Source organism: Xanthomonas sp. (assembly GCF_017163755.1).
Lineage (GTDB): Bacteria > Pseudomonadota > Gammaproteobacteria > Xanthomonadales > Xanthomonadaceae > Xanthomonas_A.
Genome location: NZ_JAFIWC010000006.1, coordinates 76,178 through 96,244, shown reverse-complemented (window position 1 = coordinate 96,244; position 20,067 = coordinate 76,178). Strand labels below are relative to the sequence as shown.

The window sequence follows — 20,067 nt, the reverse complement described above, 5'->3', positions numbered from 1 at the left end:
CGGCTGGTCGCTTCTACGCGAGTTCTTCGCATTGCCAAGGCATTCTCATCTTATCTTGCCCAAACTCTGGCGACGACCAAACACATCAACAACGACGCATCCAAGACCGGCAACTACCAGCGCGGCAAGCTGCAAAATGTTGACCAGTGCGTAGGCCACTAACACATGGAGAAGAATTTGAACCCTCAAGACTCGCGATTCAGCGGACTCAGCATAACTACTGGAAGCGTTCGCTACTCGGACCTCAGTTATTTGATCGCCACGCACGACGCCGCTACCAGCGAAGGTTATACGGATTCAATTTTGATCACTCTAGATCGCGAAATCTGGGGCGCCGGCACAGTGCCATGGCTTGCCTGTTCCGGGACGGTCTGCCATGTGCCGGCCGAACGCTACCTGGTGCTGGGCTCCAATGGGTCGGTACGAACCAGTGGCGGCGGCGTCATAAAGGAAGAAGCGCCCATCGCAAGCTGCGGCGTAGACCCGAACAGACGCGGCCCGCTTCGTGAAGTACGCGGTATCGCCAAGGGCCGTGCCTATGCCGTGGGGACCTGCCGTCAGGCCTATGTCCGCGATGGCGAAGATCAGTGGCGATGCATCGACCACAGCGCCCAGGTCGGCGACACGCCGATCACCGACACGAGTTTCGAGTCGATCGACGGGTTCAGCGAGCAGGAAATCTATACGGTCGGCTGGGAAGGCGAGATCTGGAAGTACGACGGCTCCGTCTTCTCTCAGCAGAAGAGCCCGACCGAGCTGGCGCTGTACAAGGTCCGCTGCGCACCGGACGGCTTCGCCTATGCCTGCGGCCAGGTCGGCACCCTGCTTCGGGGGCGCGATGACCGATGGGAAGCGATCGAGCACGAAAGCACGCGGGAAGACCTCTGGGGCATGGAAGTGTTCGACGGGCAGCTTTACGTGTCTTCCAGCCACCTCGTCTATCGACTCGAGGACGGCAAGCTCATCCCCGTCGATTTCGGCGACGACGCGCCGCAGACCTGCTATCACCTGAGCGCCGCCGACGGGATCATGTGGTCCATCGGGCCCAAGGACGTCATGGAGTTCGACGGCTCGAACTGGACGCGGTGTCTGCGAATCGACTGACCGCTAGCCCACCCTGCAGCGTGCGCGCGCTGCGTGCCGCGCCGCATGGATCCGGCCTCGGCAAACTGGGGTATGCGCATCCCATCTCGATGGCCTGGGTACTATCGACGCAACAGACCTGAAGCCCTTGCGGCACGGCCGATTATCGCGAGGGTTCACCGGCCTGCCGCCGGCATCCGGGGGCGAAATGCGAAGCGATGCCGCGGCACCGCTCTGGCGAGATACGATTGGCGCGATGGAAATGCGGTCTCGGATTCCACATGGGAGCGGCACAATGGCATTGATGGTCGGCACAGTAACCAGGCTGTTCGGGCTCCTGATCGCCGCGGGCGCCAGCATGCCTGCCATGGCTTCACCTCCGACCGAGCCTTGCCGTTTCGACGCGCCTGCCGACCTGGACGCCGCACCGGCGCGATGGCTCGGCGGTTGCCGGAATGGAGCCGCCGACGGGCTCGGCGTAGTCCGGGCCGGAACGGCCGAGCCCTTTGCCTTCTTCGCCGGAAGGATGCTGGGCGGCCGCCCGGCCGAGGGGCTGCTCCTGCTGCACGAGGGAGGGTTGATGGTGGCGGTTCGCTTCGATGCGGCGTTGCGTGTCGTGAACAGCGACGGGCTCCGCCCCGAGGAGGACGACCGCGTTTTCGCGCAAGCGCAGGCGGCCGCGCTCGAAACCGCTGCCCGGTTCCGCCGAGAGGGAAACCGGGCGTCCGCCGACTACTATGCCGCGCTTGCACAGCGGATCGTGGAGAGCCGTCCAGAATGACAACGGCCGCCTGCGCCTTCAGCGTTGTAGCCCCTGCGTCGGTACAAAGCGCCAGCGAACGACGATCCGCATGATTCGCCGGGCTTCTGGATTCCCGTCGTTCCGTGTCTTCGGCCACGGTTCGCCAATGGCGTGCGGATAGCCGGCCAACCGGCAGCAAGGATGCCGCCGCGCTTCTCGCCGATACGCTCCCGGCGAGCGAGCACCCACCCGGCCGTACCCGCTCCCCAGCGCGGCGCCGCGCTGGCCGCCACGGCGGCGATGCACGATCATCGCGGTTTCGACGCGAGGAGCGAACGCATGGATCTGGGCATCGCCGGCAAGTGGGCGCTGGTCTGCGCCGCAAGCAAGGGCCTGGGGCTGGGCTGCGCGCGTGCGCTGGCGCGCGAGGGCGTCAACGTGGTGATCGTGGCGCGCGGGCAAGCCACGCTCGAGCAGGCCGCCGCCGAACTGCGTGCGCTGCCGGGCGCCGGCGCCGTCGTCGCGGTGGCCGCCGACATCGCCAGCGAGGCCGGACGCGCCGCGGCGCTGGCCGCCTGCCCGCAGGTGGACATCCTGATCAACAACGCCGGCGGTCCGCCGGTGGGCGATTTCCGCGACTGGGAACGCGAGGACTGGCTGCGCGCGCTCGACGCCAACATGCTGGCGCCGATCGCGCTGATCCGCGCCAGCGTCGATGCGATGCTGGAACGCGGCTTCGGCCGCATCGTCAACATCACCTCCAGCGCGGTGAAGGCGCCGATCGACGGCCTGGGACTGTCCAACGGCGCGCGTGCGGGATTGACCGGCTTCGTCGCCGGCCTGGCGCGCAGCACCGTTGCGCGCAACGTCACCATCAACAACCTGCTGCCCGGCCAGTTCGACACCGACCGGCTGCGCAGCAACTTCGCCCAGGCCGTGCGCAGCAGCGGCAGCAGCGTGGAGGCGGTGCGCGAACACAAGCGCGCCCGCATCCCGGCCGGCCGCTTCGGCACGCCGGATGAGTTCGGCGCGGCCTGCGCATTCCTGTGCAGCGCGCACGCCGGCTACATCAGCGGGCAGAACCTGCTGATCGACGGCGGGGCGTATCCGGGGACGTTCTAGGGGCCGGGACTCGGGACTCGGGACTCGGGACTCGGCGACATGCTGCACCGTTGACGTCCTGCGCTGTCGGCATACGCGTGCGCGGCACCGCCGTGCCGTCCGCAGTGTGTACGGCATTGTGGCCGGCCGGCGATAATGCGCCGATGGATCCTTCCTCGTTCGACACCCAGCACATCCGCCGCGCGTTCGCGCGCGCCGCCGCCAGCTACGACGCCGCTGCCGCCCTGCAGCACGAGGTCGAGAAGCGCCTGCTCGAATCGCTGGACTATCTTGGCGAGCGCACGCCGCAGGTGGTGCTCGACGTCGGCAGCGGGCCGGCGCATGCGGCCGCGGCGATGAAGAAGCGCTGGCCGCGCGCGCAGGTGATCGCGCTGGACCAGGCGCTGCCGATGCTGCGCGAGGCGAAGAAGCAGGCCGGGTGGTGGAAGCCGTTTTCGCGCGTGTGCGCCGATGCGCGCGCGCTGCCGGTGGCCGAGCACAGCGTCGATGTGATCTTCAGCAACCTGTGCCTGCAGTGGGTCGAGGACCTGCCGGCGGTGTTCGCCGGTTTCCGCCGCGTGCTCAAGCCCGGCGGCCTGCTGCTGTGCTCCAGCTTCGGGCCGGAAACGCTGATCGAACTGCGCGAGGCGTTCGCGCACGCCGACAACGCACCGCACGTGAGCCGGTTCGCGCCGATCGCGCAGTTCGGCGACGCGCTGATGATGTCCGGCTTCCGCGACCCGGTGCTGGACCGCGACCTGTTTACCCTCACCTATCCCGACCTGGGCGCGCTGATGCGCGAGCTGCGCGCGCTCGGCGCGACCAACGCATTGAACAGCCGCCGCCACACGCTCACCGGCCGCGGCCGCTTCGCCGCCGCCAGCGCCGCGTACGAGACGCTGCGCACCGGCGACGGCAAGCTGCCGAGCAGCTGGGAAGTGATCTACGCCCACGCCTGGGCGCCGGCGCCGGGCGCGCCGATCCGCGAAGGCGGCAGCGAGATCGCCGCGGTGCCGGTGTCGGCGATTCCGATCCGCCGCCGCGGCGATTGAGGCGACGCGCTTCGCTCCGGGACTCGGGACCGGGGACTCGGGACTCGTAAGAGCCAGAACCGGATGCACTACCTGTAGGAGCGGCTTCAGCCGCGACAGGCGTTACCGGTCATGCCTGTCGCGGCTGAAGCCGCTCCTACACAACAGCCAGGCGGCCGTAGCGCGACCGCAGCGCGCGACCACGCTCAGGCCGAGACCTGGGCGATCCAGTCCTGCAGGTTGTAGTAGTTGCTGACCCGCGCGATCTTGCCGTCGCGGATGTCGAAGAACGCGCCGCCGGGCAGCACGTAGGTCTGTCCGCGCGCCGGCGGCAGGCCTTCGTCGGTGTGGTGGTACTCGCCGTGCACCACGTATTCGGCGGCGGCGCGGCGACCGTCGCGGCTGCCCAGCACGACGATGTCGCGCAGCTGCTCGCGGTAGCTGGCGTTCATCCGCTCCAGGAACGCGGTGAAGGCGACCTTGCCGGTCTCGCGCGCGCCCTGGTTGAGGTCGTGGGCCACGTCGTCGGTGAGCTTGTCCAGCATCGCCATCCAGTCGCCGCGGTTGAACGCGTCGTAGTAGGCCCGCACCAGTTCGATGGCGCGGTCTTGCTCACCGGTATCGTCGATCGTCATCGTCGCAGCTCCGCAGGATCGGGCGACCATGATAGCGGCGTGGCGCGCCTAGGCGCCCTGCACGACCAGGTCGCGGTGGAAGAAGTAGACCTCCTGCAGCAGGAACCGCCAGCGGGTGTGGAAGCTGCGGAAGCGGCTGCTGGGGGTGGACGAGGCCATCGCGTCCATGTCCAGCTCGCGGCACAGGCGCAGCGCGCGCGCCATGTGCAAGGGATCGCTGACCACGATCGCCCGGCGCAGGCCGCGCTCGCGCATCAGCCGGCGCGCCTCGACCAGGTTCTGGCGGGTGGTGCGCGAGACCGTCTCGATCAGGATCGCCCCGGCCGGCACGTCGTGGCGCAGCGCGTAGCGGCGCGCCACCTGCGATTCGGAGAAACGCGCGCCGTTGCCGCCGAAACCGCCGGTGAAGATCAGCACCGGCGCATAGCCGCGCTGGTACAGGTCCAGGCCGTGGCGGATGCGCTCTTCGAACACCGGCGAGGGCTTGGCGTCGTAGGCGGCCGCGCCGAGCACGATGATCGCGTCGGCCGGCGCGGCCTGGTCGCGGTCGCCGACCCAGACGATGTAGGCCGCCACGCCGAGCAGCCACAGCCCGAGCAACGCGGCCAGGCGGCACAGCCAGCCGAACCAGCCCCGCCTTCGCCGCGGCTTCAAGCCGCGCTCCACGGCAGCGCGTCGATGTCGACGTTGCCGCCGGACAGCAGCACCCCGACCCGGCGCCCGGCGAAGCGCTGCGGCTGCACCAGCACCGCGGCCAGCGCGATCGCCGACGAAGGCTCCACCGTCTGCTTGAGCACCTGCCACAGCAGCCGCATCGCCGCGATGGTGGCCGCGTCGTCGACCACGATCGCCTCGGCCTGGCCGTGCAGCAGCGCGAAGTTCGGCGCGCCCAGGGTGCCGCGCAGGCCGTCGCAGACGGTGTCGGGGACGAAGTCCACGCGGCGTTCGCCGGCGGCCAGCGAGCGCGCGGTATCGGCGGCGCCGGCCGGCTCGGCCAGCAGCAGGCGGCCCTGCGGCGCCAGCGCCGACAGCGCCAGCCGGCTGCCGGCGGCCAGGCCGCCGCCGCCGACCGGGACCACCAGCAGGTCCAGCGGGCCGGTGCTGCCGAGCAGTTCCAGCGCCGCGGTGCCCTGGCCGGCGATCACCGCCGGATCGGCGTACGGATGCACCAGGGTGGCGCCGGTCTCCTGCTGCACCTGCGCGCACAGCGCCTCGCGCGCCTGGATGTCCGGCGCGCAACGCCACAGCGTGGCGCCGTGGCGGGCGATGTTGGCCAGCTTGGCGGCCACCGCGCCCTCGGGCACCACCACGTGGCAGCCGATGCCGCGGGTGCGCGCGGCCAGCGCCAGCGCGGCGCCGTGGTTGCCGGAGGAGTGGGTGACCACGCCGCATGCGCCCTGCGCGTCCGACAGCGCCCACACCGCGTTGCAGGCGCCGCGGAACTTGAACGCGCCGCCGCGCTGCAGGTGCTCGGCCTTGAAATACAGGCTCGCCCCCGCCAGATCGTCGAGGACCCGGGAGCGCAGCACCGGCGTGACCTGGGCGTGCGGCGCGATGCGTGCCGCCGCGGCGGTCACGTCGGCGAAAACGGGCAATGAAGATGAGACCATGCGCGAAAGGTTAACGTATCGCCCACTGCCCGCGGTGCCGTCCAGGCCGCACGCGAACCGCCGGTTGCCCGCGACTTAAGCGTTCAATCACCGACAAAGCGGGTTAAGGGGGGATTCAATGGCCTGCGCCGAACCTGTCAGTCAGCCTCAGGGAGAGGAACCGTCATGAACATGCGCCTGATCTGGGCCGCAGGATTGCTGGCCGCACTGGGCGGCTGCGCCACCTACGACTACGCCGGCGGCAGCCAGGGGGGCTATTACCGCGGCTCCCCCAGCGTCGAATACCGCTATCCGGCCGGCTACTACGACGGCTACTCCCCCTATGGCTACGGCGGCTATTACGGCTACGGCTCGGGCTACTACGGCTACGACGGCCCGTACTACCGCGACTACTACCGTCCGCCGCGCTACTACCCGCGCCCGCCGCGCCCGCGTCCGGGCGACGGCGAAGGCCGTCCGCCGGATCGGCCGCCACCGCCCAGCGCGGGCGGCGGCGGCGGGACCAAGGTGCCGTGGCGCGACATGGACCGGCTGCGGCGTCCGCCGGGCCGCGCCGCGATCGGCCCGCAGCCCCGCGCCAGCAGCCCGCAGCCCCAGTCGGCGCAGCCGGCACGGCCCGCCACGGTGGCGCCGCGGGCGTCGCAACCGCGTCCGTCCGCGCCCCGCCCCGGCAACCTCGGTCGCAGCAATGGGACGCGGCGCACATTGGAGCCGTAAGAAAGTGCTTGATTTCATCCGGGCACTGGACGCACTCTACGTCGCACGGAGTGACCGCCAACGTCGTATTGTGACCTGAACGGTTGTGCCACCTGCTTATGTCGATGTCCGACAGGGAAATCTGGATCCCCCCTGTTCCGGCCCTGTCGGACGTCGGCGCCTAAAACGAAAAGCCCCGGTTCGCCGGGGCTTTTCGCGTTACGGGCGGCCGCTGCAAGGCGCCATGCGGAATTTCCAGGCAAAAAAAAGGGCCGGCAGTCCCCCGACTACCGGCCCTCGGCTTCCCCAACGTGCGCATGACCGGCCCCTGTTCCAATTCCAGTCGTACGCCCCTGACGCATTGCCACGTTGGGTGCAGGATGGATATCCGCAGATTGCGTGCCAACTTTAGCGGCGATCGCGCGAACTGTGACCCAAGCGCTAAAATTCCGGTTTCTTCCCGCGGCCGCGCCAGCGCCGCGACTATCCGCGCCCCGGCGCGCGGCTGACGAGCACCCATGAGCGACTCCTTCTACCGTTACGACGTCATCGTGATCGGCGGCGGCCACGCCGGCACCGAGGCCGCGCTGGCCTCGGCGCGCGCCGGCGCGCGCACTCTGCTGCTGACCCACAACGTGGAGACCGTCGGCGCGATGAGCTGCAACCCGGCGATCGGCGGCATCGGCAAGGGCCACCTGGTCAAGGAGATCGACGCGCTGGGCGGGGCGATGGCGCATGCCGCCGACCTGGCCGGCATCCAGTGGCGCACGCTCAACGCCTCCAAGGGCCCGGCGGTGCGCGCCACCCGCTGCCAGGCCGACCGCGCGCTGTACCGCAGCGCGATCCGGCGCCTGCTCGAGGCGCAGCCGAACCTGAGCGTGTTCCAGGCCGCGGTCGACGACCTGATCGTCGAGCAGGAGACCGTGCGCGGGGCGATCACCCAGACCGGGCTGCGCTTCGAGGCCGCCGCGGTGGTGCTGACCGCCGGCACCTTCCTGGCCGGCAAGATCCACGTCGGCCAGACCCAGTACGCCGGCGGCCGCGCCGGCGACCCGCCGGCCACCGCGCTGGCGCACAAGCTGCGCGAAGGCCGCTTCGGCGTGGACCGGCTCAAGACCGGCACCCCGCCGCGCATCGACGGGCGCACGCTGGACTACGCGCAGATGGAAGAACAGCCGGGCGACGATCCGCTGCCGGTGATGTCCTTCCTCGGCGAGGTGGCGCAGCACCCGCGGCAGGTGTCGTGCTGGATCACCCACACCACCGAGCGCACCCACGCCATCATCCGCGGCGCGCTGGACCGTTCGCCGCTGTACACCGGCCAGATCGAGGGCATCGGCCCGCGCTACTGCCCGTCGATCGAGGACAAGGTGGTGCGCTTCGCCGAGAAGGCCAGCCATCAGATCTTCGTCGAGCCCGAGGGCCTGGACGTGGTCGAGATCTATCCCAACGGCATCTCCACCTCGCTGCCGTTCGACGTGCAGCTGGCGCTGGTGCGCTCGATCCGCGGCTTCGAGCGCGCGCACATCACCCGCCCCGGCTATGCGATCGAATACGACTTCTTCGACCCGCGCGGGCTGAAGGCCTCGCTGGAGACCAAGGCGATGGCCGGGCTGTTCTTCGCCGGCCAGATCAACGGCACCACCGGCTACGAGGAGGCCGCCGCGCAGGGCCTGGTCGCCGGCCTCAACGCCGCGCGCCAGGCGCGCGGGCTGGAGCCGTGGTCGCCGCGCCGCGACCAGGCCTACATCGGCGTGCTGATCGACGACCTGATCACCCACGGCACCACCGAGCCGTACCGCATGTTCACCAGCCGCGCCGAATACCGCCTGCAGCTGCGCGAGGACAACGCCGACGCGCGCCTGACCGGCGTCGGCCGCGAGTTGGGACTGGTCGACGACGCGCGCTGGGCGCGCTTCCAGACCAAGCAGGAGGCGGTCGCGCGCGAGAACGCGCGCCTGCGCGCGCTGTGGGCCACGCCGGGCAACGCGCTGGGCCGCGAGGTCGCCGCCACGCTGGGCGTGGCGGTCAGCCGCGAGACCACGGTGCTGGACCTGATCAAGCGTCCGGAGCTGGACTACGCGCAGCTGATGCGGGTGCCGTCGCTGGGCCCGGGCGTGGACGATGCGCGGGTCGCCGAGCAGGTCGAGATCGGCATCAAGTACGCCGGCTACCTGGACCGCCAGCGCGACGACATCGCGCGCCAGCAGCGCCACGAGGGCACGCCGATCCCGGACGGCTTCGACTACGCCCAGGTGCGCGGGCTGTCGGCCGAGGTGCAGCAGAAGCTCGAGCGCGTGCGCCCGCAGACCGTGGGCCAGGCGCAGCGCATCCCCGGCATGACCCCGGCGGCGATCTCGCTGCTGCTGGTGCACCTGGAGCGTGCGCGGCGCAGCCGGGTGGCGTGAGCGGCGACCCCGCGGCCGCGGCCGCGGGGTCGCCGCCTGCTGCGCTGGCGCAGCGCGCGCGGACATGGCGGCTTGCGGCGCGTATGGAAGCGGCCCCGGCGGTTCGGGCCAGTGGCGGCGGACTTTTACCGGCAGAGCCCGTCGCGACTGAAGTCGCTCCTACAGAATTCCCCAGGCGACGCCGCCGCGTGGCTCAGTCGTCCTGCGCCGCCTCGTCGCGGCCCTGCTGGCGGATGATCGCTTCCTGGCGCGCGTCCTCGATCGAGGCGCGCACCGCGCGCACGTCGGCGCGGCGGGTGTCGAACACGAAGCGGCCGGTGAGCGCGCTGTCCGGGCGCAGCTCGCCCTTCTCGTACAGCGCCCACATCTCCTCGCCGTAGTGGGTCTGGTTGAGCTCGGGCGCGAAACGGCCCAGGCAGTCGCGCAGGTTGTGCACGTCGCGCAGCAGCATCTCGCGCGCGGCGTTGTTGCCGGCGGCGCTGACCACCTGCGGGAAATCGATCACGATCGGGCCGTCGGCAGCGACCAGCACGTTGTATTCGGACAGGTCGCCGTGCACCAGGCCCAGGCACAGCATCTTCACCACGTCGCCGATCAGCTGCGCATGGAACGCGCGCGCCTGCTCCGATTCCAGCTCCACCTCGCCCAGCCGCGGCGCGCTCTGCCCGTCGGCGTCGGTGACCAGGTCCATCAGCAGCACGCCATGGAAATAGCCGCGCGGCTGCGGCACGTGCACGCCGGCCTCGACCAGCTGGTACAGCGCGTCGGCCTCGGTGTTCTTCCATGCCGCCTCCTGCTCGCGGCGGCCGAACTTGGTGGCCTTGCCCATCGCCCGCGCCTGGCGGCTGCCGCGCACCTTGCGGCCTTCCTGGTACTGCACGCGCGCCTGGAAGCTGCGCTGCGCCATGTCCTTGTAGACCTTGGCGCACAGCACCTCGGCGCCGGCGTGGACCACGTACACCGAGGCTTCCTTGCCGCTCTTCAACGGCCGCATGACGCCGTCGATGATGCCGTCGTCGATCAGCGGCTGCAGGCCCTTGGGGGTTTTCATCGAGCGCGGTGCACCGGTCAGGGAAAGGCGGATTATGGCGCAACCGTGGCTTTACGCCCGCGCACGGCCGCACCGCTGTCTACGCCCGGCGGGGTAAAGTGGGCGTGCCCCGGGCGCCGAACAGCGCGGCCGCGGCCCGCATTCCACAGTATCAACACGGCAGAGGGTGTCATGAGCAAGGGCCTGGACCAGAAGAAGAGCGACAAGAAGCAGCCGACCAAGACGCTGAAGGAAAAGCGCGCGGCCAAGAAGGAAAAGAAGAAGTAGCCACGGCCGCCTGCGGGCGGTCGCGCAGCACCCGGGCGGCGGCGAGGCCGCGCGCGCTATCATCGGCGCGCGCGACATCGCCGTCGCTTTTTTCGTCTGGAGGCCCGCCGTGAACCCCCTGCGCCCGTTCCTGGACCAGCGCCCCGTGCTCGGCGAGCGGGTCTACGTCGACCCGGCCTGCACCGTCATCGGCGACGTGGCGCTCGGCGACGACGTGTCGGTATGGCCGGGCACGGTGATCCGCGGCGACGTCAACCACGTGCGCATCGGCGCGCGCAGCAACATCCAGGACGGCACCGTCATCCATGTCAGCCACCACAGCCCGTTCAACCTGGGCGGCTACCCGACGCTGATCGGCGCCGACGTCACCGTCGGCCACGGCACCATCATCCACGCCTGCACCATCGAGGACCTGTGCCTGATCGGCATGGGCGCGTGCATCCTCGACGGCGCCACGGTGAAGAAGTACGGCTTCGTCGGCGCCGGCGCGGTGGTCGGCCCCGGCAAGACCGTCGGCGAGGCCGAGCTGTGGCTGGGCAACCCGGCGCGGCTGGCGCGCAAGCTCAGCGCCAAGGAGATCGAGAGCCTGCACTACTCGGCGCAGCACTACGTGCGGCTGAAGGACCGCTACCTGGGCGCCGGCTGACGGACAGCATTGCCAAGGTTGTTAATTTGAAGTGAAATTGGGTCGCAGTACCCCATCCCGCTTCGAAAGGAATCGCCGTGCATCCCCTGTGCTCCCGCCTCCGCGGCCCGCTGGCCGTGTTCGTCGCCGTGCTCGTGTTCGCCTTCAGCTTCGGCGCCACCGCCCAGTCCGACCCGGACGCCGACGACGACGGCCTGACCGCCGAGCAGTTCGTCGCGTCGCTGGATTTCCGCCAGGGCGAGATCGCGGTGCCGCAGGCCAAGGTGCATTTCCGGCTGGGCCCGGACTTCCGCTACCTGGGCCAGGCCGATGCGCGCCGGGTGCTCGAGTCGTACTGGGGCAACCCGCCGGACGAGAGCGTGCTCGGGCTGATCGTGCCGGCGCGCCCGGCGCTGGACGAGAAAGGCAGCTGGGCGGTGGTGGTCACCTACGCCGACGACGGCTACGTCTCCGACGAGGACGCGGCCAAGATCGACTACTCCCAGATGCTGGCGGACATGAAGGAGGAGACCGCCGACGAGAACGCGCAGCGCAAGGAAGCCGGCTACGAGACGGTGGACCTGGTCGGCTGGGCGGTGCCGCCGCGCTACGAGGCGGGCAGCAAGAAGCTGTACTGGGCGCGCGAGCTGGCGTTCCAGGGCAACCAGGACCACACCCTCAACTACGACATCCGCGTGCTCGGCCGCCACGGCTACCTGAGCCTGAATGCCGTCGCCGACATGGCCGAACTGGCGCAGGTGCGCGAGGGCATGCAGAAGCTGCTGCCGATGGCCGAGTTCGACCAGGGCGCGCGCTATGCCGACCACGACCCGTCCACCGACAAGATCGCCAGCTACGGCCTGGCCACGCTGATCGGCGGCGGCCTGGCGGCCAAGGCCGGCCTGTTCGCCAAGCTCGGCCTGCTGCTGGCCAAGGCGTGGAAGCTGGTCGCGCTGGCGCTGATCGCGCTGGCCGGCGGCCTGGGCAAGCTGTTCTCCGGCCGCAAGCGCGACGGCGGCACCGTCCGCTGAGCCCGCCGCGCTCAGGACGCGGTGGCGCGCTCCAGCGCGTCCAGCCACGCCATCGCCTGCGCGCGCGAGGCGCCGCACATGTCCGGCTGCGGGCGCAGGCTGGCGCAGAACGCGGGCCGCTCCGGACGCCCGAACAGCCGGCAACGCGCATGCGCGTCCAGCTGCACGCAACGCACGCCGGCCGGCTTGCCGTCGGGCATGCCGGGGATCGGCGAGGTGATCGACGGCGCGATGCAGCAGGCGCCGCAGGCGGCGCGGCAGGACAGGGTTTCCATGCGGCCAGTGTAGGACCTGGCACCCGTTGCGGGGACGCCGCGTCGCAGGGTTGGCGCCCGTCCGTGGCGTTGCATGCGCCACCGCCTGCCCCACACTCCCCGGCCCGCTGCCACGCCCAGGCTGGGCAAGCCGCGCGCCGCCGGCTAAAGTCGTGGCCCTGAGCAGGACGCAATCGAGACCCCGCATGCCGCCACTGGCAGCCGGCCGCACGGAAGTACGGCCTCCCCACATCGCCAGCGCCCGCACGCGCCGCCGCACAACGCGCCGATGAACGCTGCGCGGCCGATGCTCGACACCTATCGCGAAGTGATCACGCCCGAAGGCGTGCCGCTGCACCTGCCGGCGGCCGGCGCGGTGCCGCGCGCGCTGGCCTGGCTGATCGACCTGACGGTGCGCGTGACCGTGCTGCTGCTGATGAGCCTGCTGCTGGGCCTGCTCGGCGACTTCGGCCAGGGCCTGTACCTGGTGGTGATGTTCCTGGTGTTCTGGGCCTATCCGATCGTGCTCGAGGGCTGGCTCGGCCAGACCCTGGGCAAGAAGGCGCTGAGCCTGCGCGTGGTCTCGCGCGACGGCGCGCCGGCGGGCTGGATGGCGGCGATCACCCGCAACCTGCTGCGCACCGTGGACATGCTGCCGTTCGGCTACGCGATCGGCCTGATCGCCTGCCTGTTCGATGCGCATTCGCGGCGCCTCGGCGACCTGGTCGCCGGCACCCTGGTGATCCACCAGCCGCCGCGCCACGACGCCTCGCCGTCGGCGATCACCGCGTCCAGCGCGCCGCCGGTGGCGTTGCTGCCGGCCGAGCAGGCGGCGCTGATCGGCTATGCCGAACGCGCGCCGCGGCTGTCGCCGGCGCGGCAGGTGGAGCTGGCCGAGCTGGCGTTGCCGCTGACCGGCACCCCGGGACAGTCCGGCGTGCTGCGCCTGTACGCGATGGCCAACTGGCTGCTGGGGCGCCGATGAGGCAGGAGCAGTTCATCGCCCGCCACCAGCGCGAATGGGAGGCCTTCGAACATTGGCTGCAGACCCACGGGCGCAAGCGCGACACGGCGCCGGCCGCGGACGCCGCGGCGGCCGCCGCGCCGCCGGCGCTGGCCGACGAGGACATGCCCGCGCGCTACCGGCGCCTGTGCCAGCAGCTGGCGCTGGCGCGGCGCCGCGGCTACAGCCCGCTGGTCACCGAGCGCCTGCAGCGGCTGATGCAGCAGGGCCACACCCTGCTGTACCGGCCGCCGCGGCCGCGCTGGCGGCGCGCGGTCGAGTTCCTATTCGCCGACTTCCCGCAGCTGGTGCGCAGCCAGGCCGGCAGCATGGCCGCGGCCACGGCGCTGTTCGCGATCCCGCTGGCGACGATCTTCGTGCTGCTGCAGTACCGCCCCGAACTGATCCACAGCATCATGGATCCGATGCAGGTCGCATCGATGGAGAAGATGTACGACCCGGCCGGCGCCACGCACAAGCTCGGCCGCGACAGCGGCAGCGACTGGCAGATGTTCGGCCACTACATCATGAACAACATCAGCATCGGCCTGCGCACCTTCGCCAGCGGCCTGCTGGCCGGACTGGGCACGGTGCTGGTGCTGCTGTTCAACGGCATCACCATCGGCGCGGTGGCCGGGCACCTGCACCAGATCGGCTACGGGGTGACGTTCTGGCGCTTCGTCGCCGGGCACGCGCCATTGGAGTTGACCGCGATCGTGATCGCCGGCGGCGCCGGCCTGCAGCTGGGCCTGAAGCTGCTGGCGCCGGGCCGGCGCCGGCGCATCGACGCGCTGGTCGAAGGCGGCACGATCGGCGCCAAGCTGTGCCTGGGGGTGACCGCGATGCTGCTGGTGGCCGCGTTCATCGAGGCGTTCTGGTCGTCGATCGGCAGCTTGCCGGCCTGGGTCAAGTACGGCGTGTCGGGGCTGCTGTGGACGCTGGTGCTGCTGTGGCTGTGGCGCGGCGGGCGCGGCAACGCGGCGGAGGCCGACGATGCGGATTGAACGCCTGGACGTGGCGCTGCGCTCGCGCTCGGCGTGGGAAGCGATGGAACTGGGCAGCGCGCTGGTGCGCCGCCATGCCGGCGCGATCTGGAAGCCGTGGCTGCTGCTCAGCCTGCCGCTGTTCGCGCTGCTCAACCTGGGCGCGTGGGCGATCGACCAGCTGTGGCTGGCCGGCCTGCTGCTGTGGTGGTTCAAGCCGGTACTGGACCGCATCCCGCTGTTCGTGATCTCGCGCGGCGTGTTCGGCGAGGCGCCGCGCGTGCGCGACACGCTCAAGGCGCAGTGGCGCTGGGGCTGGGGCACGCTGTTCGGCTACCTGACCTGGCGCCGGCTGAGCCCGGCGCGCACCGTGTTCATGCCGCTGGAACTGCTCGAGGGCGCCAGCGCCGAGCAGCAGCGCGAGCGCCGCCGCACCCTGGGCGGCGCGATCTACGGTCACGCGTTGCTGCTGGCGAGCGTGTGCTGGCATTTCGAACTGATGCTGTGCCTGGCCTGCGTCGCGGCGATCCTGATGTTCGTGCCGGTCGACCTGCTGCCGGAGACGCTGCGCGCGGCGTGGGCGCTGGTCGGCGAGGAGAACCCGGCCTGGGCCGACATCGGCCTGAACTTCTTCGGCTGGCTGGCGATGACGCTGATCGAGCCGTTCTTCGTCGGCGCCGGCTTCGGCCTGTACCTCAACCGGCGCACCCAGATCGAGGCCTGGGACCTGGAGATCGCGCTGCGCCGCCTGCGCGAGCGCCTGAGCCGCGCCGCGCCGCTGCTGCTCGCCCTGCTGGTGCTGTTCGCCGCGCCGACCGCCGCGCTGCGCGCGCAGGAGGCCGCCACCGCGCCACGCGACGCGCCGGCGCTGCCCGAGGCGGCGCCCGCCGATAACGCCAGCACGGACGAGCCGGCCAACGACGCGGCGCCCGCCGAGGACGCGTCCGCCGACGACAGCGACGACGAAGCCGACGCCGACGCACCGGTCACCCTCAACGACATCTTCGACGACGACCCGCAGGCCGGCGCCCGCTTCGATCGCGCCGCCACGCGCGCCTACGCCGATCCGCTGCTGTCGGGCAAGCGCACCGTCAGCTACTGGAAGAAGCGCGACAAGGCCAAGGACGAGGCGAAGAAGAAGGAAGAGACACCGGACGATCCGCGCACGCGCAACGCGCTGCTGGGCAGCGTCGGGGCGATGATCGCCTTCATCGGCGAATGGGGCCTGTGGCTGCTGGTCGGCGCGTTGCTGCTGGTGCTGCTGCTCACCGCCAGGCACTGGCTGCCGTGGATGCGCGGCAGCGGCCGCAAGCGCGCGCCCGAAGAAGCGCCGGTGGTGCACGCCGACCTGCTCGCGCCCGAGCCGCTGCCCGACGATGTCGGCAGCGTCGCCCGCCGGCTATGGCGCGAGGGCCAGCCGCGGCATGCGCTGGCACTGCTGTACCGCGCCAGCGTGGCGACCATGTGCGAGCGCGCCGACCTGGTGCTGCCGCCCGGCGCGACCGAATCGCAGTGCCTGCGCGCGTCGCGGCGCATGCCCGATGCGCAGGACCGGCAATTGTTCGCGCGCATGGTCGGTACCTGGCAGTACGCCGCCTACGCCGCGCGGCTGCCGGACGATGCGCAATTCGACACGCTGGTCGACGCGCTGCAGCAGCGCTACCGGTGGCGCGCATGAACGCCGGCGCGCGCAACGCGCTGATCTTCCTGGGCGGCCTGCTGCTGGTGGGCGTGCTGGTGGCGTGGTTCCTCGGCAGCCACGAGCGCGCGCAACGGCAGATCGTGCTGCCGCCGCGCGGCGAGGCCGCCTACAACCCGCTGTACGCGCTGCGGCAGACGCTGCGCGCCGACGGCGTGCGCGCCGAATCGCGGCAGCGCCTGGACCTGGAGGCGATGGCGCTGCAACCGCGCGACACGGTGCTGCTGCTCGGCGACCCGCGCACCTTCGGCGCGCGCGACAGCGACGCGCTGCTGGCCTGGGTCGAGCGCGGCGGGCACCTGATCCTGCGCACCCCGCCGCCGGACATCGATCCCGACGCCGAGGTCGGACGGGTGCCGCTGCTCGATGCGCTCGGGGTCAGCGTGGAAAGCGGCAGGCCGGGCGAATGCCTGACCCTGGCCACCCCCGGCCAGCCGCAGCACAGCGAGTTCTGCAGCGGCCGGCGCTTCCAGATCGACGAGGACGCGGCCAGCAACTGGTGGGGCGGCGACGAGGACTACGCCTACGCGCGGCTGCCGCACGGCGACGGCGCCGTGGACGTGCTCGCCGAGATGGATTTCCTGCAGAACGGCGCCAGCGGCCTCGGCGCGCTGCAGAAGGCGCTGGAGGGAGACGAGGCGGCGCCGCCGCAGGGCGGCATGCACGACGTGCCGCACCGCTTGCTGGCGCGGCAGATCCTGGCGCCGAACTACGGTCACGGCACCGTGCATCTGGTCTACGCGGCGCAGCTGCCGTCGCTGTGGCGCACCTTGTTCGTGCGCGGCTGGCCGGTGTGGGCGCCGCTGCTGCTGATGCTGCTGGCCTGGCTGTGGTCGCGCATGCAGCGCTTCGGCCCGCTGCGCCCGGCGCCCGCCGGCGACCGCCGCTCGCTGCTCGAGCACGTGCGCGCCAGCGGCGAGCACCTGTGGCGCTACGGCAAGTCGCCGCTGCTGTACGCGGCGATGCGCGCGGCGTTCCTGGCGCGGCTGCGCCGGCGCGCGCCGATCGCCGCGGCGCTGGAAGGCGCGGCCCAGGCCGCGGCCATCGCCGAACTGCTGAAGCTGCCGCGCGCGCAGATCGAGCAGGCCTTGCAGCCGCCCGCACGCAACCAACCCGCCGCCTTCCGCGAGCGCATCCGCCTCCTCGTTCAGATGAGAAACCAGCTATGACTTCCGAGACCTCCGCTCCCGTCGCGCCGCTCGCCGGCCCCGCCCTGATCGAACGCGCCGAGGCGATCCGCGCCGCGGTGGGCCAGGCCTTCATCGGCCAGCCGGAGGTGCTGGAGCAGATCCTGATCGCGCTGCTGGCCGGCGGCCACGTGCTGATCGAGGGCGTGCCCGGGCTGGGCAAGACGCTGCTGGTGCGCGCGCTGGCGCAGGCGCTGGAACTGAACTACGCGCGCGTGCAGTTCACCCCCGACCTGATGCCCAGCGACGTCAGCGGCCACGCCGTGTACGACCCCAAGACCGAGAGCTTCAAGATCCGCCGCGGCCCGGTGTTCACCCACCTGCTGCTGGCCGACGAGATCAACCGCGCCCCGGCCAAGACCCAGTCGGCCTTGCTCGAGGTGATGCAGGAAGGCCAGGTCACGATCGAGGGCAAACCGTTCCCGCTGGCGCCGCCGTTCCTGGCCCTGGCCACGCAGAACCCGGTCGAGCAGGAAGGCACCTACCCGCTGCCGGAAGCGCAGCTGGACCGCTTCCTGCTCAAGATCCTGATCGACTACCCGACGCTGGACGACGAGAAGCGCATGGTCGAGGCGGTGACCACCGGACGCAGCGCCGGCGACTTCGACCTGTCGCAGGTGCCGCGCGTGCTCAGCGCCGCCGACGTGGTGGCGATGCAGCTGGGCACCGCGGCGATCGCGGTGGACCCGCAGGTGATCGACTACGCGGTGCGCATCGTCGCCGCCACCCGCAGCTGGCCGGGCATCGCGCTGGGCGCCGGGCCGCGCGGCAGCCTTGCGCTGATCCGCGCCGCACGCGCGCAGGCGGTGCTGTCCGGACGCGACTTCGTCACCCCCGACGACGTGCGCGACATCGCCAAGCCGGCGCTGCGCCACCGCATCACCCTGGCGCCGGAACTGCAGATCGAAGGCCAGAGCGCCGACGACGCGCTGTCGGCGCTGCTGGCGAAGGTGGAGGCGCCGCGGAAATGAGGCTCAACGGGACTCGGGACTCGGGACTGGGGACTCGCAACGGCACGGTACTGCGAGGACTGCGCCGCGCTTGCCATGACGCAGGCCACGTACGCACACCTTCCGCCACGACCCGGCGCCGAGTCCCGAGTCCCCAGTCCCGAGTCCCGGCCAGCCCCCCATGAGACCCGCCCCGCCACTGCTGGTCCTGCTCGGCCTGTGGGCGCTGTGCGGCTTGGCCTCGGCGCTGCAGTGGCTCGCGCTGTGGCCATGGCAGGCGCTGGGCGGCGCGATCGCCGCGGTCGCCGCGATCGATGCGTGGCGGCTATGGCGCCGGCCCACGCCGCAGGTGCGGCGCGAGCTGCCCGAGGCGCTGCCGCTGGGGGTGGAGCGCGAAGCGGTGCTGCATATCGACAGCGCGCAGCGGCAGCGCGTGGACGTGTTCGACCTGGTGCCCAGCGGCTGGCGGATGCACGGGCTGCCGCGCCGCATCACCCTGGCCGCGGCCAGCCAGACCCAGTTAGGCTACCGGCTGCAGCCCACCGCGCGCGGCCGCGTCGAGTTCGCCGGCACCCACCTGCGCCTGCATTCGGCGTGGCGGCTGTGGTGGCAGCGGCGCAGCGCCGGTCCCGTGCAGGCGGTGCGCGTGTATCCGAATTTCGCGCCACTGACGCGCTTTGCGCTGTTCAGCGCCGAACAGGCGTCGCGGCTGGTCGGCGCGCACCTGAAGCGCCGCCGCGGCGAAGGCACCGACTTCCACCAGATGCGCGAATACCGCGTCGGCGACAGCCTGCGCCAGATCGACTGGAAGGCCACCTCGCGCGCGCGCAAGCTGATCTCGCGCGAATACCAGGACGAGAAGAACCAGCAGTTGCTGATGCTGATCGACACCGGCCGGCGGATGATGGCCGACGAAGGCGGGCTGTCGCACTTCGACCACGTGCTCAACGCCTCGCTGGTGGTGTCGTACCTGGCGCTGCGCCAGGGCGATGCGGTCGGGCTGATGGCCAGCGGCGGCGAAACCCGCTGGGTGGCGCCGCAGCGCGGCATGGGCGCGATCGACGCGCTGCTGCGCGCCAGCTACGACCTGCAGCCGCAGCCGGTGGCCACCGATTACCTGGCCGCGGCGACCGAACTGGCGCTGCGCCAGCGCCGCCGCTCGCTGGTGATGCTGGTGACCAACGTGCGCGACGAGGACATCGACGACCTGCTGGCGGCGGTGCGCCTGCTGCAGCGTCGCCACCTGGTGTGCGTGGCCAGCCTGCGCGAACGCGACCTGGACCAGGCGCTGGCGCAGGACGTGCAGACCCTGCCGCAGGCGGTGCAGGCCGGCGCGGTGGCGCGCTACCTGCAACAGCGCAGCGACGCGCACGACGCGCTGCGCAGCCACCGGGTGATGGTGCTCGACGTCACCAGCGAAGAACTGCCTGGTGCGCTGGTGGAACGTTACCTCGCGGTCAAGCGCGACGGGTTGCTGTAGCACCTCGTAGACAAAACGCTGTCGCCGCGCAGCGCACGACGAGCGGCGCATGACAGCGGCATCACACGCCGATTCGCGGCCAAATGCCGCCGTATATGCGCGGCGCGCGCCAGACGCGTCACCGCACTTCGCATTCATGTATCAGCACGCGCCACGCCGCGCCATTTGTGGCGGCTTCTTTACATGCGCCGTCACAAAAGCGTCCGCGATCGGTCATTGCTCGCTCCTATG

The 20,067-nt window shown here is 71.2% G+C and carries 19 protein-coding genes; 14 read left to right on the top strand and 5 right to left on the bottom strand.

Annotated features, from left to right (window positions below; genetic code table 11):
* Nucleotides 1–252: 252 nt before the first annotated feature.
* The 4 genes from JR065_RS05740 (at nucleotide 253) to bioC (ending at nucleotide 3,978) form a co-directional block, all read left to right on the top strand.
* Entirely contained in the window at nucleotides 253–1,104 is an 852-nt protein-coding gene (locus tag JR065_RS05740; protein WP_206232928.1) for a hypothetical protein, read from the top strand.
* Nucleotides 1,105–1,378: 274 nt separating this feature from the next.
* Nucleotides 1,379–1,864 carry a hypothetical protein gene (locus JR065_RS05735; protein WP_206232926.1) on the top strand — a complete coding sequence of 162 codons (486 nt, stop codon included), beginning with the start codon at nucleotides 1,379–1,381 and terminating at the stop codon, nucleotides 1,862–1,864.
* 300 nt (nucleotides 1,865–2,164) lie between these two features.
* The gene (locus JR065_RS05730) at nucleotides 2,165–2,947 is read left to right on the top strand and encodes an SDR family oxidoreductase (protein WP_206232925.1); all 783 of its coding nucleotides are present in this window, start codon (nucleotides 2,165–2,167) and stop codon (nucleotides 2,945–2,947) included.
* A gap of 143 nt (nucleotides 2,948–3,090) precedes the next feature.
* Complete coding sequence (gene bioC, locus JR065_RS05725; protein WP_206232923.1) at nucleotides 3,091–3,978, top strand: malonyl-ACP O-methyltransferase BioC; 888 nt, start codon at nucleotides 3,091–3,093, stop codon at nucleotides 3,976–3,978.
* Between the two features lie 185 nt (nucleotides 3,979–4,163).
* Here bioC and JR065_RS05720 read toward each other — a convergent pair whose 3' ends face one another.
* Genes JR065_RS05720 through JR065_RS05710 form a run of 3 tightly spaced genes read right to left on the bottom strand, consistent with a single transcriptional unit; the run spans nucleotide 4,164 to nucleotide 6,202 of the window.
* Entirely contained in the window at nucleotides 4,164–4,592 is a 429-nt protein-coding gene (locus tag JR065_RS05720; RefSeq protein ID WP_206232922.1) for a ketosteroid isomerase-related protein, read from the bottom strand.
* Nucleotides 4,593–4,640: 48 nt separating this feature from the next.
* Entirely contained in the window at nucleotides 4,641–5,246 is a 606-nt protein-coding gene (locus JR065_RS05715; protein WP_241093410.1) for a YdcF family protein, read from the bottom strand.
* Entirely contained in the window at nucleotides 5,243–6,202 is a 960-nt protein-coding gene (locus JR065_RS05710; RefSeq protein ID WP_206232919.1) for a pyridoxal-phosphate dependent enzyme, read from the bottom strand. Before JR065_RS05710 ends, JR065_RS05715 begins: the two co-directional genes overlap by 4 nt.
* A gap of 165 nt (nucleotides 6,203–6,367) precedes the next feature.
* Here JR065_RS05710 and JR065_RS05705 point away from each other — a divergent pair, with 165 nt between their 5' ends.
* Nucleotides 6,368–6,919 (top strand): hypothetical protein, encoded by a 552-nt coding sequence (locus tag JR065_RS05705; RefSeq protein WP_206232917.1) that lies wholly within the window; start codon nucleotides 6,368–6,370, stop codon nucleotides 6,917–6,919.
* Between the two features lie 497 nt (nucleotides 6,920–7,416).
* Nucleotides 7,417–9,306, top strand: a complete 1,890-nt coding sequence (mnmG, locus tag JR065_RS05700; RefSeq protein WP_206232916.1) for a tRNA uridine-5-carboxymethylaminomethyl(34) synthesis enzyme MnmG — start codon at nucleotides 7,417–7,419, stop codon at nucleotides 9,304–9,306.
* A gap of 193 nt (nucleotides 9,307–9,499) precedes the next feature.
* Here the strand turns inward: mnmG and JR065_RS05695 are convergent, their stop codons facing one another.
* Nucleotides 9,500–10,357 carry a PA4780 family RIO1-like protein kinase gene (locus tag JR065_RS05695; RefSeq protein WP_206232914.1) on the bottom strand — a complete coding sequence of 286 codons (858 nt, stop codon included), beginning with the start codon at nucleotides 10,355–10,357 and terminating at the stop codon, nucleotides 9,500–9,502.
* Nucleotides 10,358–10,733: 376 nt separating this feature from the next.
* Here JR065_RS05695 and JR065_RS05690 point away from each other — a divergent pair, with 376 nt between their 5' ends.
* Both JR065_RS05690 and JR065_RS05685 read left to right on the top strand, forming a co-directional pair.
* Nucleotides 10,734–11,270 (top strand): gamma carbonic anhydrase family protein, encoded by a 537-nt coding sequence (locus JR065_RS05690; RefSeq protein WP_206232912.1) that lies wholly within the window; start codon nucleotides 10,734–10,736, stop codon nucleotides 11,268–11,270.
* A gap of 134 nt (nucleotides 11,271–11,404) precedes the next feature.
* Nucleotides 11,405–12,280, top strand: coding sequence for a DUF2167 domain-containing protein (locus JR065_RS05685; RefSeq protein ID WP_343237248.1), 876 nt, complete (start codon nucleotides 11,405–11,407; stop codon nucleotides 12,278–12,280).
* 11 nt (nucleotides 12,281–12,291) lie between these two features.
* Here JR065_RS05685 and JR065_RS05680 read toward each other — a convergent pair whose 3' ends face one another.
* On the bottom strand, nucleotides 12,292–12,555 hold the full coding sequence (locus JR065_RS05680) for a YkgJ family cysteine cluster protein (RefSeq protein WP_206232910.1): 264 nt from the start codon (nucleotides 12,553–12,555) through the stop codon (nucleotides 12,292–12,294).
* Between the two features lie 268 nt (nucleotides 12,556–12,823).
* On the opposite strand from JR065_RS05680, the gene JR065_RS05675 reads away from it, so the two are divergent.
* From JR065_RS05675 to JR065_RS05650, 6 genes are all read left to right on the top strand, one after another.
* A complete protein-coding gene (locus JR065_RS05675) occupies nucleotides 12,824–13,519 on the top strand; it encodes an RDD family protein (RefSeq protein ID WP_241093409.1) in 696 nt (231 codons plus the stop codon).
* Nucleotides 13,516–14,541 (top strand): stage II sporulation protein M, encoded by a 1,026-nt coding sequence (locus tag JR065_RS05670; protein ID WP_206232909.1) that lies wholly within the window; start codon nucleotides 13,516–13,518, stop codon nucleotides 14,539–14,541. The genes JR065_RS05675 and JR065_RS05670 overlap by 4 nt, the downstream gene beginning before the upstream one ends.
* A complete protein-coding gene (locus JR065_RS05665) occupies nucleotides 14,531–16,198 on the top strand; it encodes a DUF4129 domain-containing protein (RefSeq protein ID WP_206232908.1) in 1,668 nt (555 codons plus the stop codon). The genes JR065_RS05670 and JR065_RS05665 overlap by 11 nt, the downstream gene beginning before the upstream one ends.
* Nucleotides 16,195–17,388, top strand: a complete 1,194-nt coding sequence (locus JR065_RS05660; protein ID WP_206232906.1) for a DUF4350 domain-containing protein — start codon at nucleotides 16,195–16,197, stop codon at nucleotides 17,386–17,388. Before JR065_RS05665 ends, JR065_RS05660 begins: the two co-directional genes overlap by 4 nt.
* Nucleotides 17,385–18,377 carry an AAA family ATPase gene (locus JR065_RS05655; RefSeq protein WP_206232904.1) on the top strand — a complete coding sequence of 331 codons (993 nt, stop codon included), beginning with the start codon at nucleotides 17,385–17,387 and terminating at the stop codon, nucleotides 18,375–18,377. The genes JR065_RS05660 and JR065_RS05655 overlap by 4 nt, the downstream gene beginning before the upstream one ends.
* A gap of 160 nt (nucleotides 18,378–18,537) precedes the next feature.
* Complete coding sequence (locus JR065_RS05650) at nucleotides 18,538–19,836, top strand: DUF58 domain-containing protein (protein WP_206232903.1); 1,299 nt, start codon at nucleotides 18,538–18,540, stop codon at nucleotides 19,834–19,836.
* Nucleotides 19,837–20,067 lie beyond the last annotated feature (231 nt).

Excerpts from the sequence above, each read along its gene's own strand:
- JR065_RS05735 (WP_206232926.1), top strand. The coding sequence starts at position 1,379 with ATGGCATTGATGGTCGGCACAGTAACCAGGCTGTTCGGGCTCCTGATC.
- JR065_RS05730 (WP_206232925.1), top strand. The coding sequence starts at position 2,165 with ATGGATCTGGGCATCGCCGGCAAGTGGGCGCTGGTCTGCGCCGCAAGC.
- bioC (WP_206232923.1), top strand. The coding sequence starts at position 3,091 with ATGGATCCTTCCTCGTTCGACACCCAGCACATCCGCCGCGCGTTCGCG.
- JR065_RS05720 (WP_206232922.1), bottom strand. The coding sequence starts at position 4,592 with ATGACGATCGACGATACCGGTGAGCAAGACCGCGCCATCGAACTGGTG.
- JR065_RS05710 (WP_206232919.1), bottom strand. The coding sequence starts at position 6,202 with ATGGTCTCATCTTCATTGCCCGTTTTCGCCGACGTGACCGCCGCGGCG.
- JR065_RS05705 (WP_206232917.1), top strand. The coding sequence starts at position 6,368 with ATGAACATGCGCCTGATCTGGGCCGCAGGATTGCTGGCCGCACTGGGC.
- mnmG (WP_206232916.1), top strand. The coding sequence starts at position 7,417 with ATGAGCGACTCCTTCTACCGTTACGACGTCATCGTGATCGGCGGCGGC.
- JR065_RS05695 (WP_206232914.1), bottom strand. The coding sequence starts at position 10,357 with ATGAAAACCCCCAAGGGCCTGCAGCCGCTGATCGACGACGGCATCATC.
- JR065_RS05680 (WP_206232910.1), bottom strand. The coding sequence starts at position 12,555 with ATGGAAACCCTGTCCTGCCGCGCCGCCTGCGGCGCCTGCTGCATCGCG.
- JR065_RS05675 (WP_241093409.1), top strand. The coding sequence starts at position 12,824 with ATGAACGCTGCGCGGCCGATGCTCGACACCTATCGCGAAGTGATCACG.
- JR065_RS05670 (WP_206232909.1), top strand. The coding sequence starts at position 13,516 with ATGAGGCAGGAGCAGTTCATCGCCCGCCACCAGCGCGAATGGGAGGCC.
- JR065_RS05665 (WP_206232908.1), top strand. The coding sequence starts at position 14,531 with ATGCGGATTGAACGCCTGGACGTGGCGCTGCGCTCGCGCTCGGCGTGG.
- JR065_RS05660 (WP_206232906.1), top strand. The coding sequence starts at position 16,195 with ATGAACGCCGGCGCGCGCAACGCGCTGATCTTCCTGGGCGGCCTGCTG.
- JR065_RS05655 (WP_206232904.1), top strand. The coding sequence starts at position 17,385 with ATGACTTCCGAGACCTCCGCTCCCGTCGCGCCGCTCGCCGGCCCCGCC.
- JR065_RS05650 (WP_206232903.1), top strand. The coding sequence starts at position 18,538 with ATGAGACCCGCCCCGCCACTGCTGGTCCTGCTCGGCCTGTGGGCGCTG.